Raw genomic sequence first — 14,677 nt, 5'->3', positions numbered from 1 at the left:
GGTGGGCCGTACCGGTTGCCCGCCCGCTCAGCTCAGCAGCTGGCTCTGCAGGATCACGGTCTGGTGGAAGGGCACGGGGGCCGCCCCGCCCTTGCGGGTCTGCAGGATCACGGCCTGCACGTCGCCCGCGTCCAGGCAGCCCAGCCGGGTCTGGGTGTCGCCGTGGGGCTTCTTCTCCTCGTAGACGGAGACGGCGCGGGTCTCCAGGTATTCGGCGAGGTCGTTGCGCTGCGACCTCTTCGCCTTGGCCCAGTCCGGGTCGGGAACGAGGACGGCGGCGCCGTCGAGCTTCGCGTCGGCCGCGCAGCCCGGGAAGAGCTGGCCGAAGCCGAAGGAGTGGAAGCGCAGCAGGTAGACCCGGGTGCGCGTGCCGTCCGGCATCGTCCACGCGCGGCCGGCGATCTGGCGCAGCCCCTCGTACGCGAAGCCCTCCTGGAGCGCCGCCCGGGCGTCGGGGGCGTACTCGCCCAGGAAGGTCTCCGGGGAGACCGCGCCGTCCTCCCCCGCCGCGAAGCCGCTGTCGGGCCCGGCGCCGGCGGGGGGCGTGAGCAGCAGGGCGGAGAGCGCGGCGTAGTGGGTGGCGTCCGGGTTGTCCGCGCCCTTGGGCAGGGGAGCGCCGGCCGGCAGCTCGGGCTTGGCCAGGACGGGGTACGCCCAGCGGCCGTCGTCCAGGGTGGTCAGCCCCGGCAGTTCGGTGCGCTCGGGCCGGACGAGCCCGTACGCGGTCCCGGCGGCGGCCGACGCGAAGACGAGGGCGGCCGCGGTCCACCGCAGGACGGCGAACAGCCGGCGCCGGTCCTTCGGGGCGGCCTCGGCGGGGACGCCGTCCGGGGCGGGTGCCGGGTCCGGGGGCTGCCTCGGGGCCGGGGGCTGCGCCGGCGGGGCGTCCCGCGGGGACGCCCCGTGCGGCTCGGTGACGGCGCCGGTGGTGGTCTGCTCGCTCACGCGCTCTCCCCGGGGGACTTCAGGTGGTTCAGCTGGCTCTTGAAGAGGTCCGCGGAGTTCTTCACGTGCAGGGTCCCGTACGTCCTGAAGGTCACCAGTACGTCCCCCTCGACGGCCACGCACTCCAGGGCGTCGATCTGGTCTTGGCCCTTGTTCTTGCTCTTGTCGTCCTCGTCTATGACGGCGTGGAACGCGCACCGCGCCTCCGGGAAGCCGTCGATCTTCGGGGCCTCGCCGTCCTGGCCCAGCAGCCCGATGAGCTTCTCGGCGGCTTCGGAGAAGGGCGCCAGCGCCGCGGGGTCCGCCTGGGTGAGGCGGATCTCGCTGACCAGCCCGCCGGTCACCGGAAGGTAGCTGCGGCCGGCCACGCCCTTGAACTTCATGGCGGCCAGCACCTTGTCGCGCTCCTCGCGCTCCTTGGCGGACAGGCCGGTCCGGGCGCTCTTGAGGCTTTCGGCCGCCCGCTCGGCCGACACGGAGAAGTCGTTGCCCTCCGGGTCGAGGTCCGGGCCGTTCTCGTAGCCGACGGGGATCGGCAGCAGCTTGGCCACCAGCGCGTTGGGCGCAACGGTCGGCGCCGGCGTCGAGCGGGCGGCGGAGTCGTCCCCCGCCGCGTTCCAGTACTGCGTCGGGGCGGTCCGGTCGGCGTCGCCGAGCCGTCCGTACGCCCAGAAGCCGGCGCCCGCGAGGACCGCGAGGCCCAGCCCGCCCGAGACCAGCGCGACCGTCCTGCGGCGCGCCCGGCGCGGGGACCGGTCGGGGGCCTGCGGCTCCCCGCCGGGCTCGCGCGCCCCGGCGGCGGCCGGCGTCGTGTCCCCGTCGTCGTGCCGCTCGCTCACAGCCGCTCCATCTGACGCTTGGCGAGGTCGAGGACGGCGTTCTTGTCCACCTTGCCGCGGTTGTTGGTGTAGTGGATGTCGATGAGGATGTCACCGCGCCGCAGGAGGGCCCTCGCGTCACGGACCGGGAGGTAGCCGGGCTTCGCGTGCTGCTCGGAGTCGACCCAGGCGCGGCCGAATGCCGCGGGGACCCCGGGGACGGCCATGCCGTCGTTTCCGGCGTGGTCCTTGTCGGGCATGTAGGAGGACTGGCCGCGCTGGAAGCTGTCGGCGCCGCCCCGCGTCCGGAACTGCAGCAGGTAGACGTCGACGAAGTTCTGGTCGTCCTCGGCCCACTTCACGGACGCGATCCGCCGCACGTCGTCGCGGAGGAGGCTGCGCAGGCCCGCGCCGGGATGGTTGTAGAAGTCCGCCGCGTAGGCGTCCGGGGAGAGGGAGCCGGAGAACGCGGTCTTCGCGCCGCCCGGGGCCTCGATCAGCATCGTGGCGAGGTCTTCGTCGCTCTTGTGCCAGCGGTTGGCGTTGACGGAGCGGGTGCTCGACGCCTCGTCCCGGGCCAGCGGCTTCGGAGCGGTCATCGACGGCTGCGCCAGCGGCGGCAGCGGGGTGGGCGGGCGGTCGTACTGGACGGCGTAGCCCGTGGCCGTGCCGGCGAGGACGCCGAGGGCGGCCGCCGCGGCGATCAGCAGGGCGGTGCGGCCCCGGTGGCGGCGGCCCGGAACCTCGGGGGCCGCGGTGGTCTCGGGAGCCACGGCGGTCTCGGGAGCCTCGACTGCGCGCATCGGGTCGGGAGCGTCGGACGCCGGTCCGACCTCGCCCTCTTTCCGCTGCTCAGGGCTGGTCTGTTCATGTTCCAAGGAAGTCCCCCCACAGGACGGGTGGCGCGGATTCGCTACCCGCGCCTACCCATGACCCGTCCCGGAAGGGAACAGTTGTACGGACGATTATTACGGTTTCATCTCACGGGGTTTCAGTCGTCACGGCGACGCTTTCCGTCCAGTTCGTCCCACCACTCGTCGGACTTGGGGTCCCCCGACGGGTCGTCCCACCAGCGGTCGTCCGGTCCGCGCCGGTTGGCGACCATCGCGGCGACCGGCGGGATGACCATGGCCACGACGCACATCGCCACCGCGGCCGGCACCGACCACAGGCGCACGAAGGCCCAGGCGGAGACGAAGAGGAGCAGGCATCCGCCCATGAGCAGGAAGTAGGCGCGCCGGCGCCGGGCGTACATGAGTCCAGGGTAGAGCCGTCCGGGCCGGACGACCCCTGGACGGCACGAAGGGCCGCACCCCGTTCCAGTGGCGTCCAACCCCCGGGGGTGCGGCCCTCCGGCCGACTGTCAGGCGATCACACGGGCGGTGCTCAGACCGCGATCGCCACGTCCGTCACGCCGCCGGCCTCGGCGACCACGACCGCGCGGTCCGCCTGGCCGCCCGGGACGAGCGCCCGCAGCGTCCAGGAACCGGTGGCGGCGTAGAAGCGGAACTGGCCGGTCGCCGAGGTCGGGACCTCGGCGGTGAACTCGCCGGTCGAGTCCAGCAGCCGGACGTAGCCGGACACCGGCTCGCCGCCCTGGGTGATCTGACCCTGGATCGCGGTCTCACCGGGCTTGAGCGTTGCGAGGTCGGGCCCGCCGATCTGTGCTCCACACATGTTCTCTGTCCTGTCCTGGAGAGGTCGTACCGGCCGTGGCGGCCGCTGTCCTGTTTCCCTGCGCGCCCGGCAGGGTTACTTGGCGGGGCCGAGCTCGATCGGCACGCCGACCAGCGAGCCGTACTCGGTCCACGAGCCGTCGTAGTTCTTGACGTTCTCCTGGCCGAGGAGCTCGTGCAGCACGAACCAGGTGAGCGCGGAGCGCTCACCGATGCGGCAGTACGCGATGGTGTCCTTCGCCAGGTCGACCTGCTCGGCCTCGTAGAGGGCCGTCAGCTCGTCGTCCGACTTGAAGGTGCCGTCGTCGTTGGCGTTCTTCGACCACGGGATGTTGCGGGCGCTCGGCACGTGGCCGGGGCGCTGCGACTGCTCCTGCGGAAGGTGCGCCGGGGCGAGGAGCTTGCCGGAGAACTCGTCGGGCGAGCGGACGTCGACCAGGTTCAGGGAGCCGATCGCGGCCACGACGTCGTCGCGGAAGGCGCGGATCGAGGTGTCCTGGGCCTTGGCCTTGTACGTGGTGGCCGGGCGGTTCGGGACGTTCTTGCCGTCGACCAGGTCGCGGGAGTCGAGCTCCCACTTCTTGCGGCCGCCGTCGAGGAGCTTCACGTCCTGGTGGCCGTAGAGCTTGAAGTACCAGTAGGCGTACGACGCGAACCAGTTGTTGTTGCCGCCGTACAGGACGACGGTGTCGTCGTTGGAGATGCCCTTGGCGGAGAGGAGCTTCTCGAAGCCCTCCTGGTCCACGAAGTCGCGGCGGACCGGGTCCTGGAGGTCGGTCTTCCAGTCGATCCGGACGGCGTTGGTGATGTGGTTCTTGTCGTACGCGGACGTGTCCTCGTCCACCTCGACGATCACGACGTGGTCGTCGTTCAGGTGGGCCTCGACCCAGTCGGCGTCTACGAGGACGTCGCTGCGGCTCATGGTGTTCTCCTCCGGGGCAGTGTGCGGCGGGGCTGTGCTGCGGGGTGCTGGTGCGTGCTTCCGGGTGCCTCGCAGGTCCTGCGCGGGGAGGCGTCAGGGGAGGCGGAGGCGGGTGCGGTCACGCGGGAAGGGCCGTCGTCCGGCTGGTGGAGCGGATGCGCTCACACGTCAGATGGACCGACAGAGCATGGCGGCGACGCGACACAGGTCTACTGCCCGCCGCTTCGTGAGGTCCGCCTGCTGATGCTTCATAGCCAGGATCGTAGGGACGAATCGGCCGCCCTGTCACCGGTGTGTCATATAGCGAGACAGGATCGTCCGCATAGTGGGATAAGCATCCCCCCGAAAGGCCCCCGGGTCGTCCCGCGGCCCTCTCGGTGGCCCGTCCGCCTGCGGATCGGACCACCCCGTCTCACGATCCGGCCAGCACCACGTTCGTGCCGCTCAGCGTGAGGTGCACGCCCGTCTGGTCCGAGGTCAGGGCCGACAGGCCCAGACCGGACGGCAGACCGGCGTCGAGCCGGCGGTCGAAGTCGGTCTTCTTGCGCACCAGGCCCTCGATCCCGGGGATGCCCTCTCCCGGCACCTCGTCCGCGCGCACCCGGACCACCTTGCCGCCGGGGCCGCCGTCCGCCGCGCCCGGCGCGTCCTCCAGCGTCACGGTGGAGACCACGCTGCGGCTCAGCGTCCGGCCGAGGATCTCCACCCCGACGGTGACCTTGATCTTGCCCGGCGCGCCGCCGTAGCCCAGCGTCGCGCCGGTCTGCGAGGCCGCCGTCAGGTCGGCGTACGTGAGGAGGGCGGTGCCCTCGGCGCGCCGCGCGGTGCCGCCGCTGTAGTCCCCGTTCAGCTCCACCCCGCGGAAGCTCGCGTCGACCTCGGAGAGCCGGGTCTTGCGGCCCTCCGCCATCGCCTCGACGCCGCGCAGCCTCAGGTCCACCCGGTCCAGGTCGTGGCTCAGGGCCTGGGTGAGGAACGGGAACCCGTGGATCTCCACCTCGGAGGTCCCGGCCAGCCCCTGGCGGGCCTGGATGCGGTCGGCCAGCCGGTTCTCGGCGTAGCCGACCGCCCAGCGGTCCGCGCCCACGAAGAGCGCCCCCAGCACGATCCCGATGACCACCACGACACGCAGAGCGCGCACGTGCCCTCCCCCTGCTGCTCGTCGATCCGTACGTCCGTTCCAGTTGACCATGCCCGGTGTCGGGCAGGGATCAACGGGCGCGGCGGCCCGGGACCGGGCGGGTCTCAGCCGACCACCCGGCCGATCAGGTAGACGGCGGGCGCCGCGGCTGCCAGCGGCAGCGCCACGCCGGCCGTCATGTGCACGAACTTCGACGGGTAGTCGTACGCCGCCACCCGCAGCCCGACCAGGGCGCACACCCCGGCGACGAGGCCGATGAGGGCCCCGCCCACCCCGACGGAGGTCAGTCCGCCGACCGCGATGCCGGCGCCGGCGGCCGCGGCCAGCGAGACGCCGACCGAGGGCGCGGTGGGCAGCGGCAGCGCGCGGGCGAAGACGGCCACCGCGACGGCGGCCGCGCCGACCGTGACGGCGGCGGAGCCGGCGGCGAGGTAGCCGGCGCAGACGACGGCCAGGGCGGCGGAGGCCACCGAGGCCATCAGCCCGTACATCCGCTCGTCGGGGTCGGCGTGGCTGCGCAGCTGGAGCACGAGGGTCAGCAGCACCCAGGCGCCGAGGGTGCCGACGATCGCGGCGGGCCCGGACGCCCCGTCCACCGCGAGCACGGCCGCGTCGGCGACCAGGGCCCCGGCGAAGGCGAGCGCGATGCCCTGGCGGGCGGGCCACATCCCGTTGAGGCGGAACCAGCCCGCCGCCGTGAGCGCCTGGAGGGCGACCAGCGGCACGAGCAGTGCGTACGGGCCGAGCACGGCGGCGCCGGCCAGCAGCAGTCCGAGGGCGGCGGTCAGTATGGCCGGCTGCGGGCCGGGGTCGATGATCGGGGACCGGCCCTCGGCGCGGGCCTGGGCGGGGTCAACGGCCCGCAGCGTGTTGCCGGCGAGCGTCGGCGGCGAGTACGCGGGCTCCTCCCCGTCCGCGCCCCGCGACCCGGCCCCCGGGTGCGTCCCGGGTACGGGTGGGGGTGCGGGTGCGTCGGCCGCCGGGCCGGCGTGGGCCGCGGGCCCGGCGGCGTGCGCCGGGCGGCCGTGCCGTCCGGATGCCGGGGCCGGCTCGGGCCGGGCCCCGAAGGCGGGCGCGGCACCGGGACCGTCCGGCCGCGCGTGGGACGGACCGGCGCGGTGCGCCCCGCTCCCGGCCCGCACCCCGTCCGGCCCCGGGTACGGCGGCAGGTAGGCCGTCTGCTCGGCGGCGGGCTCCGGAGCCCCGGCCGGTGCCTGCCCACGCGGCGCCGCGTGCGCCCCGCTCCCGGCCCGCACCCCGTCCGGCCCCGGGTACGGCGGCAGGTAGGCCGTCTGCTCGGCGGCGGGGGCGTCCGGCCGGGCCGCGCCCGCTCCGCCCTGCGACCAGTCCTGGGCCGGGGCCTGCGGGGCCCCGTCCCGGAACCACGCGTCGGGCGCGGCCGGCTCCCGGTACGGCGGCAGGTAGGCGGTGGCCTCGGCCGGGGGCTCCTCGGCACGGTAGGGCGGCAGGTACGCCGTCTCGGCGGCGGCCGGCGTCCCCGGGGCGGGGGCCTCCTCGCGGGACCAGCCGTCCGGGGTCGCCGGGGGCTGCCCGTGGGGCGCTTGCCCGTACGACGGCTGCCCGTACGACGGCTGCCCGTACGACGGCTGCCCGTACGACGGCGGCTGCTGCTGCGGGTGCGCGCCCTCCGGGGCGGGGGGCTCGTCGCGGAACCAGCCCTCGGGCGCCACCGGCTGGCCCGGCACCGCGCCCAGCGGCGGGTGCACCGGCTGGTAGCCGGTGTCCCAGGTGTCGGACTGCCAGGTCTGGGTCCCGTACGGATCGTCCTGCACGGGCGGCTGCGGCACGGGCGGCTGCGCGTCCGCCCGCGGGTCCCGGCGGCGGCGCTGCTGTTCTTCGGGGGTGCTCATCGGCTTCCGCTCACCCGCCCGCGAACGGCGGGAGCACCTCGACGGTGCCCCCGTCCGTCAGCTCGACGGCATCGTGCGGGCGCTTGCCCACGGGCTCTTCGTTCACCAGGAAGGAGCAGCGCAGCAGGACCCGGGCCAGTTCCCCGGGGTGGCGTTCCCGCACGGCGTCGAGCGCCTCGGCCAGCGTGCGCGCCGAGTACGGCTCCTCCGCCGTCCTGGCCGCGGCCTTGGCCGCCGCCCAGTAGCGGATGGTTCCGGTTGCCACTGCAGCTCCTCTTCGTCGGCTCTCTACCGTCGGCCTCCATGATGGCCCCTCCCGCCCCCGGCCCCGGCGCGTCCCGGCGCGCCCGGCCGGGACGCCGAGGGTCCACCGATCCGGTGAAAACGGGTCATACGCGGGACACGCGCGTGGGATGAACCACAGAACTGGGGGTGTGAGAAGCCTCTGCCACGCGACGACGGGTGGGCTATTCTGCTGCGAAGAGGATCCGGGCAACGTTGCCCCCGGGTCCTTTTGTGCTTTCAGCACGTTGAACGAACGAAGAACGGTGGTGTCCGGCCGGGCCTCAGGGCGCGGGGCCCGTCCGGACGCCGCGCACGACGGCACGACGCACGACGTACGAAGCAGTACCGCGCACTCCCCCGGCACACCGCCGGGAGGTACCCCCGGGACGGGACCGAGGAGGAACGACGTGATGGACCAGCGAACGGTGCTCGACCGGCCGGCCGGAACCGGGCGGGGTGGTCGGGCGTGAGCTCCCTCCTGCTCCTGACGAACGCCCTCCAGCCCTCGACCGAGGTGCTGCCCGCCCTCGGTCTGCTCCTGCACAACGTCCGGGTGGCGCCGGCCGAGGGCCCCGCCCTCGTGGACACACCCGGGGCCGACGTCATCCTGGTGGACGGCCGGCGCGACCTGCCGCAGGTGCGCTCGCTGTGCCAGCTGCTGCGCTCCACCGGGCCCGGCTGCCCGCTGATCCTCGTCGTCACCGAGGGCGGCCTCGCGGCCGTCACGGCGGACTGGGGCATCGACGACGTGCTGCTGGACACGGCCGGCCCCGCCGAGGTCGAGGCGCGGCTGCGGCTGGCCACCGGCCGCCGGCAGCTGGGTTCGGACGACTCCCCGATGGAGATCCGCAACGGCGACCTGTCGGTCGACGAGGCGACGTACTCCGCCAAGCTGAAGGGACGGGTCCTGGACCTGACCTTCAAGGAGTTCGAGCTGCTGAAGTACCTGGCGCAGCACCCGGGCCGGGTCTTCACCCGCGCCCAGCTCCTCCAGGAGGTCTGGGGCTACGACTACTTCGGCGGCACCCGGACCGTTGACGTCCACGTACGGCGGCTGCGGGCCAAGCTGGGCCCCGAGCACGAGTCGTTGATCGGTACGGTCCGCAACGTCGGCTACCGCTTCGTGACGCCGGAGAAGGTGGAGCGGGCGGCGGCGGAGGCCGCGGCCCAGGCGGCCGCCCAGGCGGCGGCCCGCAGCGCCGTCCAGAGCGCCTCCCGGCCCGGCGGGCAGGCGCCCGACGCGGGCGGTGCGGGGCTCGGCCGCCCGGCACGGGACGCCGTCGGCGGCCACTCGGCGGGACGGCCTGCCCAGAGGTAGGTCACCCCGCGTAGACTGCCGCGCGTGGCCAAGGTGACGCGGGATGACGTGGCGCGACTTGCGGGTACCTCTACCGCCGTCGTGAGCTACGTCATCAACAACGGACCCCGGCCGGTCGCCCCGGCCACGCGCGAGCGTGTCCTCGCCGCGATCAAGGACCTGGGCTACCGCCCGGACCGGGTCGCCCAGGCGATGGCCTCACGGCGCACCGACCTCATAGGCATGATCGTCCCGGACGCCCGGCAGCCGTTCTTCGCGGAGATGGCGCACGCGGTCGAACAGGCGGCCGCCGAGCGCGGGAAGATGGTGCTGGTCGGCAACTCGGACTACCGCGACGAGCGCGAGGTGCACTACCTCCGGGCCTTCCTCGGCATGCGGGTCTCGGGCCTGATCCTGGTCAGCCAGGGCATGAGCGAGCGCGCCGCGTCGGAGATCGAGGCCTGGGACGCGCGGATCGTGCTGCTGCACGAGCGGCCCGAGGCGATCGACGACGTCGCGGTGGTCACCGACGACATCGGCGGCGCCCAGCTGGCCACCCGCCACCTGCTGGAGCACGGCCACCCGTACGTCGCCTGCCTGGGCGGCGTGGAGAACACCCCCGAGGTCGGCGACCCGGTGGCCGACCACGTCGAGGGCTGGCGGCGGGCCATGCTGGAGTCGGGCCGCTCGGTCGAGGGCCGGCTCTTCCAGGCCCCGTACAACCGTTACGACGCCTACCAGGTGGCCCTGGAGGTCCTCTCCGGGCCGGACCGGCCGCCGGCCATCTTCTGCGCGACCGACGACCAGGCCATCGGCGTGCTGCGGGCCGCCCGCGAGCTGCGCATCGACGTGCCCGGCGAGCTGGCCGTGGCCGGGTTCGACGACGTCAAGGAGGCGGCCCTGACGGACCCGCCGCTGACGACGGTCGCCTCGGACCGCCCGGCGATGGCCCGCGCGGCGGTGGACCTCGTCCTGGACGACGGGCTGCGGGTGAGCGGCTCGCGGCGCGAGCGCCTGAAGCAGTTCCCCTCCGCCCTGGTGATCCGGCGCTCCTGCGGCTGCCGCTAGCCGGTCCCTCCCGGACCGCGCCGGGTCCGTCCCGCTCCGGCCCTTATATCGGGCATACACGGTTCTGTCGGGCTTCTCAGGCCAGGCTCAGGAAGCTCTCATGATCCGCGGTCACAGTCGTAGACATGACCGACAGCATCCGCCGCGAAGGCGAGTACCCCCAGGAGAACCGCCCCCAGCACGCTCCCTTCGGGGAGGACTGGCAGCGCGGCCGCGACCGGTCGGACCAGGGCGCGGCGGCGGGGGCGTACCCGCCGCCGCCCGCCTACCCGCCCGCCGGCGCCCCCGGCTGGCACGAGGCGCACCAGCCCCCGGCCCCGCAGGACGGGGCGGGCGCGGCGGCGCCCGGTACGGAGGCGGGCGCGGGCCACGGCTCCGGCTCCCGCTGGTTCGGCGGCGGCGCGGCCCACGGCGTCGCGGCCCACGCGGCCCCGGCCCCGGCCGCGCCCCGCGCGAAGCGGCCGGTGGCACTGCTGGCCGCGGTCGCGATCGCGGCGGCCGTCATCGGCGGCGGCACCGCGGCCGCCGTCGAGCAGTTCGTGACCCACCCGGCCGGCGGCTCCGGCGGCGGGTTCAGCGGCTCCAACGTCTCGCAGTCCAGCAACGGCACCGTCTCCGGTGTGGCCGAGCAGGTCAGCCCCTCGGTGGTGCGCATCGACACCAGCACCGGTTCGGGCCAGGGCACCGGCTCGGGCATCGTGCTCACCGCGGACGGCGAGATCGTCACCAACAACCACGTCGTCGACGGCGCCTCGCAGGTCCAGGTGACGACGAGCGACGGCAAGAAGTACAGCGCCAAGATCGTCGGCACCGATCCCGACAAGGACCTCGCCCTGATCAAGGTGCAGGGCGCCTCCGGCCTCAAGCCGGCCAAGCTCGGCGACTCCGGCGGCCTCAAGGTCGGCGACCAGGTCGTCGCCATCGGCTCCCCCGACCGGCTGACCGGCACCGTCACGAGCGGCATCGTCTCCGCGCTGGAGCGCGAGGTGAACGTCCCGAAGTCGGAGCAGCAGTCCCCGCAGAGCCAGCAGCAGGGCGGCGGCTTCCCGTTCTCGTACGGCGGCCGGCAGTTCAACGGCGACACCGGTTCGAACACCACCTCCTACAAGGCCATCCAGACGGACGCCTCCCTCAACCCGGGCAACTCCGGCGGCGCCCTGGTCAACATGAACGGCGAGATCGTGGGCATGCCGTCCGCGATCTACTCCCCCTCCAGCAGCGGCTCCAGCGCCGGCAGCGTCGGCCTCGGCTTCGCGATCCCGGTGAACACGATCAAGGCCGACCTGGACTCGCTGCGCAAGGGCGGCCCCGGCGGCGCCGGTTCGCAGTCCCCCGACAGCGGCTCCGACGGCTCCGCCGTCGACGGCTTCGGCACCTCGTACTGACCCGCGGGCGCGGGAGCCCGCGTACCGGGCGGGTCCGGCGCCGCGCGCGTGCGACGCTGGACGGGAGCCCGCCGGCGCCGGACCCGGTCGCACCGGGGGCCGCGCCACGACCGACCACGACCACCCTGGGGGAGCCCGCCATGAATCCCGCCGAAGGCGAAGCCCGCATCCTCGTCGTCGACGACGAGCCGGCCGTCCGCGAGGCCCTGCGCCGCAGCCTCGCCTTCGAGGGGTACGCCGTGCAGACCGCGATCGACGGGATCGACGCCCTCGACAAGGCGGCCTCGTACGCCCCCGACCTCGTCGTGCTGGACATCCAGATGCCCCGGATGGACGGCCTGACCGCCGCCCGCCGGCTGCGCGCCACCGGCAGCGTCACCCCGATCCTGATGCTCACCGCCCGCGACACGGTCGGCGACCGGGTCACCGGCCTCGACGCGGGCGCCGACGACTACCTCGTCAAGCCGTTCGAGCTCGACGAGCTCTTCGCCCGCGTCCGCGCCCTGCTGCGGCGCAGCTCGTACGCCGCCCGGCAGCCCGGCGCCCAGGACCACGAGGACGTGCTGACCTTCGGGGACCTGCGGATGGACCTCGCCACCCGGGAGGTGCTGCGGGGCGGGCGGCCGGTGGAGCTGACCCGGACCGAGTTCACGCTGCTGGAGATGTTCCTCGCGCACCCGCGGCAGGTCCTGACCCGCGAGCAGATCCTCAAGACCGTCTGGGGCTTCGACTTCGAGCCCAGTTCCAACTCCCTCGACGTGTACGTGATGTACCTGCGCCGCAAGACCGAGGCGGGCGGGGAGCCGCGCCTGGTCCACACGGTGCGCGGGGTGGGGTACGTGCTGCGCGCGGGCGAGAGCGGGCCCGAGTGAGCCCGGCGGCCCGCTTCCGCGCCCTGCCGCTGCGCTCGCGGCTGGCGCTGCTGGTGACGGTGGCCGTGGCCGTGGCCGTGGCCGCGGTGGCGGCGGTGTCCTGGGTGATGGTGCGGGCCCAGCTGAGCGAGCAGTTGGACCGCTCCCTGATGTCGACCAACCCGAACCCGCAGGTGGCACGGGTGCTGGACGTGGGCCGCTGCGTGACCCGGCCCTCCGAGGCGCCGCAGGACATCGCCGGGAACCTCAACGCGACCGTGCAGATCGTCACGGCGCAGGGCGGGCACTGCTGGGTGAGCGGGCCGGCGACCCTGCCCGTCACGGCCGTCGACAAGGAGATCGCGGCCGGCAAGCGGGCGGCGGCCCTCCAGGACGTGACGACCGCCGAGGGCGTGGAGATGCGCGTCTACACGACGCCCGCGCAGGCCGCGTCCGGCGGGGTCTTCGGCATCTCGATCGCCAAGCCGCTCGCCGACATCGACAAGCCGCTGTCCACGCTGGCGTGGGTCCTGCTGCTGGTCTCCGGCGTCGGCGTGGTCGGGGCGGGCGCGGCCGGCCTGTGGGTGGCCCGTACGGGGCTGCGGCCGGTGGACGAGCTGACCGGCGCCGTCGAGCACATCGCCCGGACCGAGGACCTGACCGTGCGCATCCCCGACGAGGGCGACGACGAGATCGCCCGCCTGTCGCGGTCGTTCAACTCGATGACGGCCGCGCTCGCCTCCTCGCAGGAGCGGCAGGCCCAACTGATCGCCGACGCCGGGCACGAGCTGCGCACCCCGCTGACCTCGCTGCGCACCAACATCGAGCTGCTGGCGCGCAGCGAGGAGACCGGGCGGGCCATCCCGCCCGACGACCGCAGGGAGCTGCTGGCCTCGGTCAAGGCGCAGATGACGGAGCTGGCCGCACTGATCGGGGACCTCCAGGAGCTGTCCCGGCCGGACGCCGGGGCCGGGAACCCGCTCAAGGTCGTGGCCCTGCACGACATCGCCGGGACGGCCCTGTCCCGGGCCCGGCTGCGCGGCCCGGAGCTGCGCTTCGGCTCGGCGCTGGAGCCCTGGTACGTGCGGGGCGAGGCGGCCGCGCTGGAGCGGGCGGTGGTCAACCTGCTGGACAACGCGGTGAAGTTCAGCCCGCCGGGCGGCGCGGTCGAGGTGACGCTGCGGGCGGGCGAACTGACCGTACGGGACCACGGTCCGGGCATCCCGGCCGAGGACCTCCCGTACGTCTTCGAGCGGTTCTGGCGCTCCCCGTCGGCCCGCGCCCTGCCCGGCAGCGGGCTGGGCCTGTCGATCGTGGCCCGTACGGCGGCCCGCTCGGGCGGCGGCGCCGAGCTGCGGGCGGCGGCGGACGGCGGCCCGGGGACGGAGGCGGTGCTCCGCCTCCCGGGGGCGCCGACCCCGCCGCCGGCGCCGGTGCCCGGGCCGCCCCAGGCCCCGCCGGAGCGGCCGTCAGTTGTGCCGGATCAGTGAGTCGACCAGGCCGGAGCGGGTGTTGGGGAAGTCCATCGGGACGATCCCGAGCCCGGTCCGGCCGGCCAGCTCGCCGCCGTCGACGAAGGAGTGGACCTGCGGGTTGAGCCGGTCGGAGTTCCAGCGCGGCGGCATGTAGGCGGCGGTGCTGACGTAGTTCACGAACAGCTTGCCGGGCTGCTGGACGGCCTTGCGGAAGTGGTTCTCGATCCGGCCTCGCTTGGCGAACGGCTCGGTGTTGTAGTCGTCCTGGATGTCGAAGACGTTCCCGTCGCCGTAGCGCAGGCCGGGCAGGCCGCCGTTGTCGGCGAGCAGGACGACCTTGCCGCGGGCCTGGCCGAGGGCGGGCAGGGTGTCGGCGATGCGGAACAGGGAGCGCCAGCCGCGGTTGTCGAGGTAGTCGTCGAAGACGGCCCGGAAGGTGGCGTCGCCCTCCTCGGAGTACTCCTGCTTGACGCGCATCAGCACGGTCTCGGAGGGGTGCGCGGCCAGGAAGTTGCGGCAGTCGACCAGGACGTCGCCGAACATCAGGTCCTGGAAGAAGGCGGCGTGGTGGATGGCGAAGGACCCGCCCGTGACCCGGCAGCGGACGTCGAGGAAGCGGATGCCGGAGTCGAGCTGCTGCGCGATCGAGGTGTTCTGGCAGGCGACGTAGAGGCCGCCCTTGCGGGCGCCGGAGTCGTGGGTGCCGGGGATGGTCATCCGCTGGAGCGGCGTGCCGTCGCCGAGGCCCGCCATCCAGTCCTGGGTGCCGAGCGCCCGCGCGGAGGCGGGGGCCGCCCCCAGTCCGATGGCCGCGCCGGTGCCCGCCGCCAGTGCCCCGACCAGAAATGCCCGCCGGTCCAGTCCCATGTCCGCCCTTTCGCCGACCCAGTGATGGGCGGATTATGGCGTGCACGCGACAGGAACACTACCCACCGGTAGCGAT

General features: G+C 74.2%; 16 protein-coding genes. 5 read left to right on the top strand and 11 right to left on the bottom strand.

The window, feature by feature from the left end; genetic code table 11:
- Positions 1–27: 27 nt before the first annotated feature.
- The 10 genes from CP968_RS18275 to CP968_RS18235 all read right to left on the bottom strand — a co-directional run bounded on the left by CP968_RS18275 (position 28) and on the right by CP968_RS18235 (position 7,638).
- A complete protein-coding gene (locus CP968_RS18275; protein ID WP_229885941.1) occupies positions 28–945 on the bottom strand; it encodes a hypothetical protein in 918 nt (305 codons plus the stop codon).
- On the bottom strand, positions 942–1,784 hold the full coding sequence (locus CP968_RS18270) for a hypothetical protein (RefSeq protein ID WP_150519029.1): 843 nt from the start codon (positions 1,782–1,784) through the stop codon (positions 942–944). The genes CP968_RS18275 and CP968_RS18270 overlap by 4 nt, the downstream gene beginning before the upstream one ends.
- On the bottom strand, positions 1,781–2,566 hold the full coding sequence (locus CP968_RS18265) for a hypothetical protein (protein WP_150519028.1): 786 nt from the start codon (positions 2,564–2,566) through the stop codon (positions 1,781–1,783). The genes CP968_RS18270 and CP968_RS18265 overlap by 4 nt, the downstream gene beginning before the upstream one ends.
- A 188-nt stretch (positions 2,567–2,754) precedes the next feature.
- Positions 2,755–3,018, bottom strand: a complete 264-nt coding sequence (locus tag CP968_RS18260; RefSeq protein WP_150519027.1) for a DUF3099 domain-containing protein — start codon at positions 3,016–3,018, stop codon at positions 2,755–2,757.
- Positions 3,019–3,149: 131 nt separating this feature from the next.
- Positions 3,150–3,440, bottom strand: coding sequence for a DUF1416 domain-containing protein (locus tag CP968_RS18255; RefSeq protein WP_150519026.1), 291 nt, complete (start codon positions 3,438–3,440; stop codon positions 3,150–3,152).
- A 75-nt stretch (positions 3,441–3,515) separates the two neighbouring features.
- Positions 3,516–4,361, bottom strand: coding sequence for a sulfurtransferase (locus CP968_RS18250; RefSeq protein ID WP_150519025.1), 846 nt, complete (start codon positions 4,359–4,361; stop codon positions 3,516–3,518).
- Positions 4,362–4,529: 168 nt separating this feature from the next.
- Positions 4,530–4,613: a putative leader peptide gene (locus CP968_RS35710; protein ID WP_359921537.1), complete on the bottom strand. Its 84-nt coding sequence runs from the start codon at positions 4,611–4,613 to the stop codon at positions 4,530–4,532.
- 160 nt (positions 4,614–4,773) lie between these two features.
- Complete coding sequence (locus CP968_RS18245; protein WP_150519024.1) at positions 4,774–5,502, bottom strand: LmeA family phospholipid-binding protein; 729 nt, start codon at positions 5,500–5,502, stop codon at positions 4,774–4,776.
- A gap of 104 nt (positions 5,503–5,606) precedes the next feature.
- Positions 5,607–7,373, bottom strand: coding sequence for a hypothetical protein (locus CP968_RS34890; protein ID WP_483030221.1), 1,767 nt, complete (start codon positions 7,371–7,373; stop codon positions 5,607–5,609).
- Positions 7,374–7,383: 10 nt separating this feature from the next.
- Complete coding sequence (locus CP968_RS18235; RefSeq protein WP_150519023.1) at positions 7,384–7,638, bottom strand: MoaD/ThiS family protein; 255 nt, start codon at positions 7,636–7,638, stop codon at positions 7,384–7,386.
- Positions 7,639–8,124: 486 nt separating this feature from the next.
- On the opposite strand from CP968_RS18235, the gene CP968_RS18230 reads away from it, so the two are divergent.
- From CP968_RS18230 to CP968_RS18205, 5 genes are all read left to right on the top strand, one after another.
- The gene (locus CP968_RS18230) at positions 8,125–8,976 is read left to right on the top strand and encodes a response regulator transcription factor (protein ID WP_229885942.1); all 852 of its coding nucleotides are present in this window, start codon (positions 8,125–8,127) and stop codon (positions 8,974–8,976) included.
- A gap of 24 nt (positions 8,977–9,000) precedes the next feature.
- Positions 9,001–10,023 (top strand): LacI family DNA-binding transcriptional regulator, encoded by a 1,023-nt coding sequence (locus CP968_RS18220; RefSeq protein ID WP_150519022.1) that lies wholly within the window; start codon positions 9,001–9,003, stop codon positions 10,021–10,023.
- Between the two features lie 125 nt (positions 10,024–10,148).
- On the top strand, positions 10,149–11,408 hold the full coding sequence (locus tag CP968_RS18215) for a S1C family serine protease (RefSeq protein WP_150519021.1): 1,260 nt from the start codon (positions 10,149–10,151) through the stop codon (positions 11,406–11,408).
- Between the two features lie 140 nt (positions 11,409–11,548).
- Positions 11,549–12,280, top strand: a complete 732-nt coding sequence (locus tag CP968_RS18210) for a response regulator transcription factor (RefSeq protein ID WP_150519020.1) — start codon at positions 11,549–11,551, stop codon at positions 12,278–12,280.
- Entirely contained in the window at positions 12,277–13,749 is a 1,473-nt protein-coding gene (locus CP968_RS18205) for a sensor histidine kinase (protein ID WP_150519019.1), read from the top strand. Before CP968_RS18210 ends, CP968_RS18205 begins: the two co-directional genes overlap by 4 nt.
- Here the strand turns inward: CP968_RS18205 and CP968_RS18200 are convergent.
- Positions 13,729–14,601 (bottom strand): phosphatidylinositol-specific phospholipase C, encoded by an 873-nt coding sequence (locus CP968_RS18200; RefSeq protein WP_150519018.1) that lies wholly within the window; start codon positions 14,599–14,601, stop codon positions 13,729–13,731. The genes CP968_RS18205 and CP968_RS18200 overlap by 21 nt on opposite strands.
- Positions 14,602–14,677 lie beyond the last annotated feature (76 nt).

The organism is Streptomyces subrutilus (assembly GCF_008704535.1).
In the GTDB taxonomy this organism is placed as follows: Bacteria; Actinomycetota; Actinomycetes; order Streptomycetales; family Streptomycetaceae; genus Streptomyces; species Streptomyces subrutilus.
This window is presented reverse-complemented; position numbering and strand designations above follow the sequence as displayed.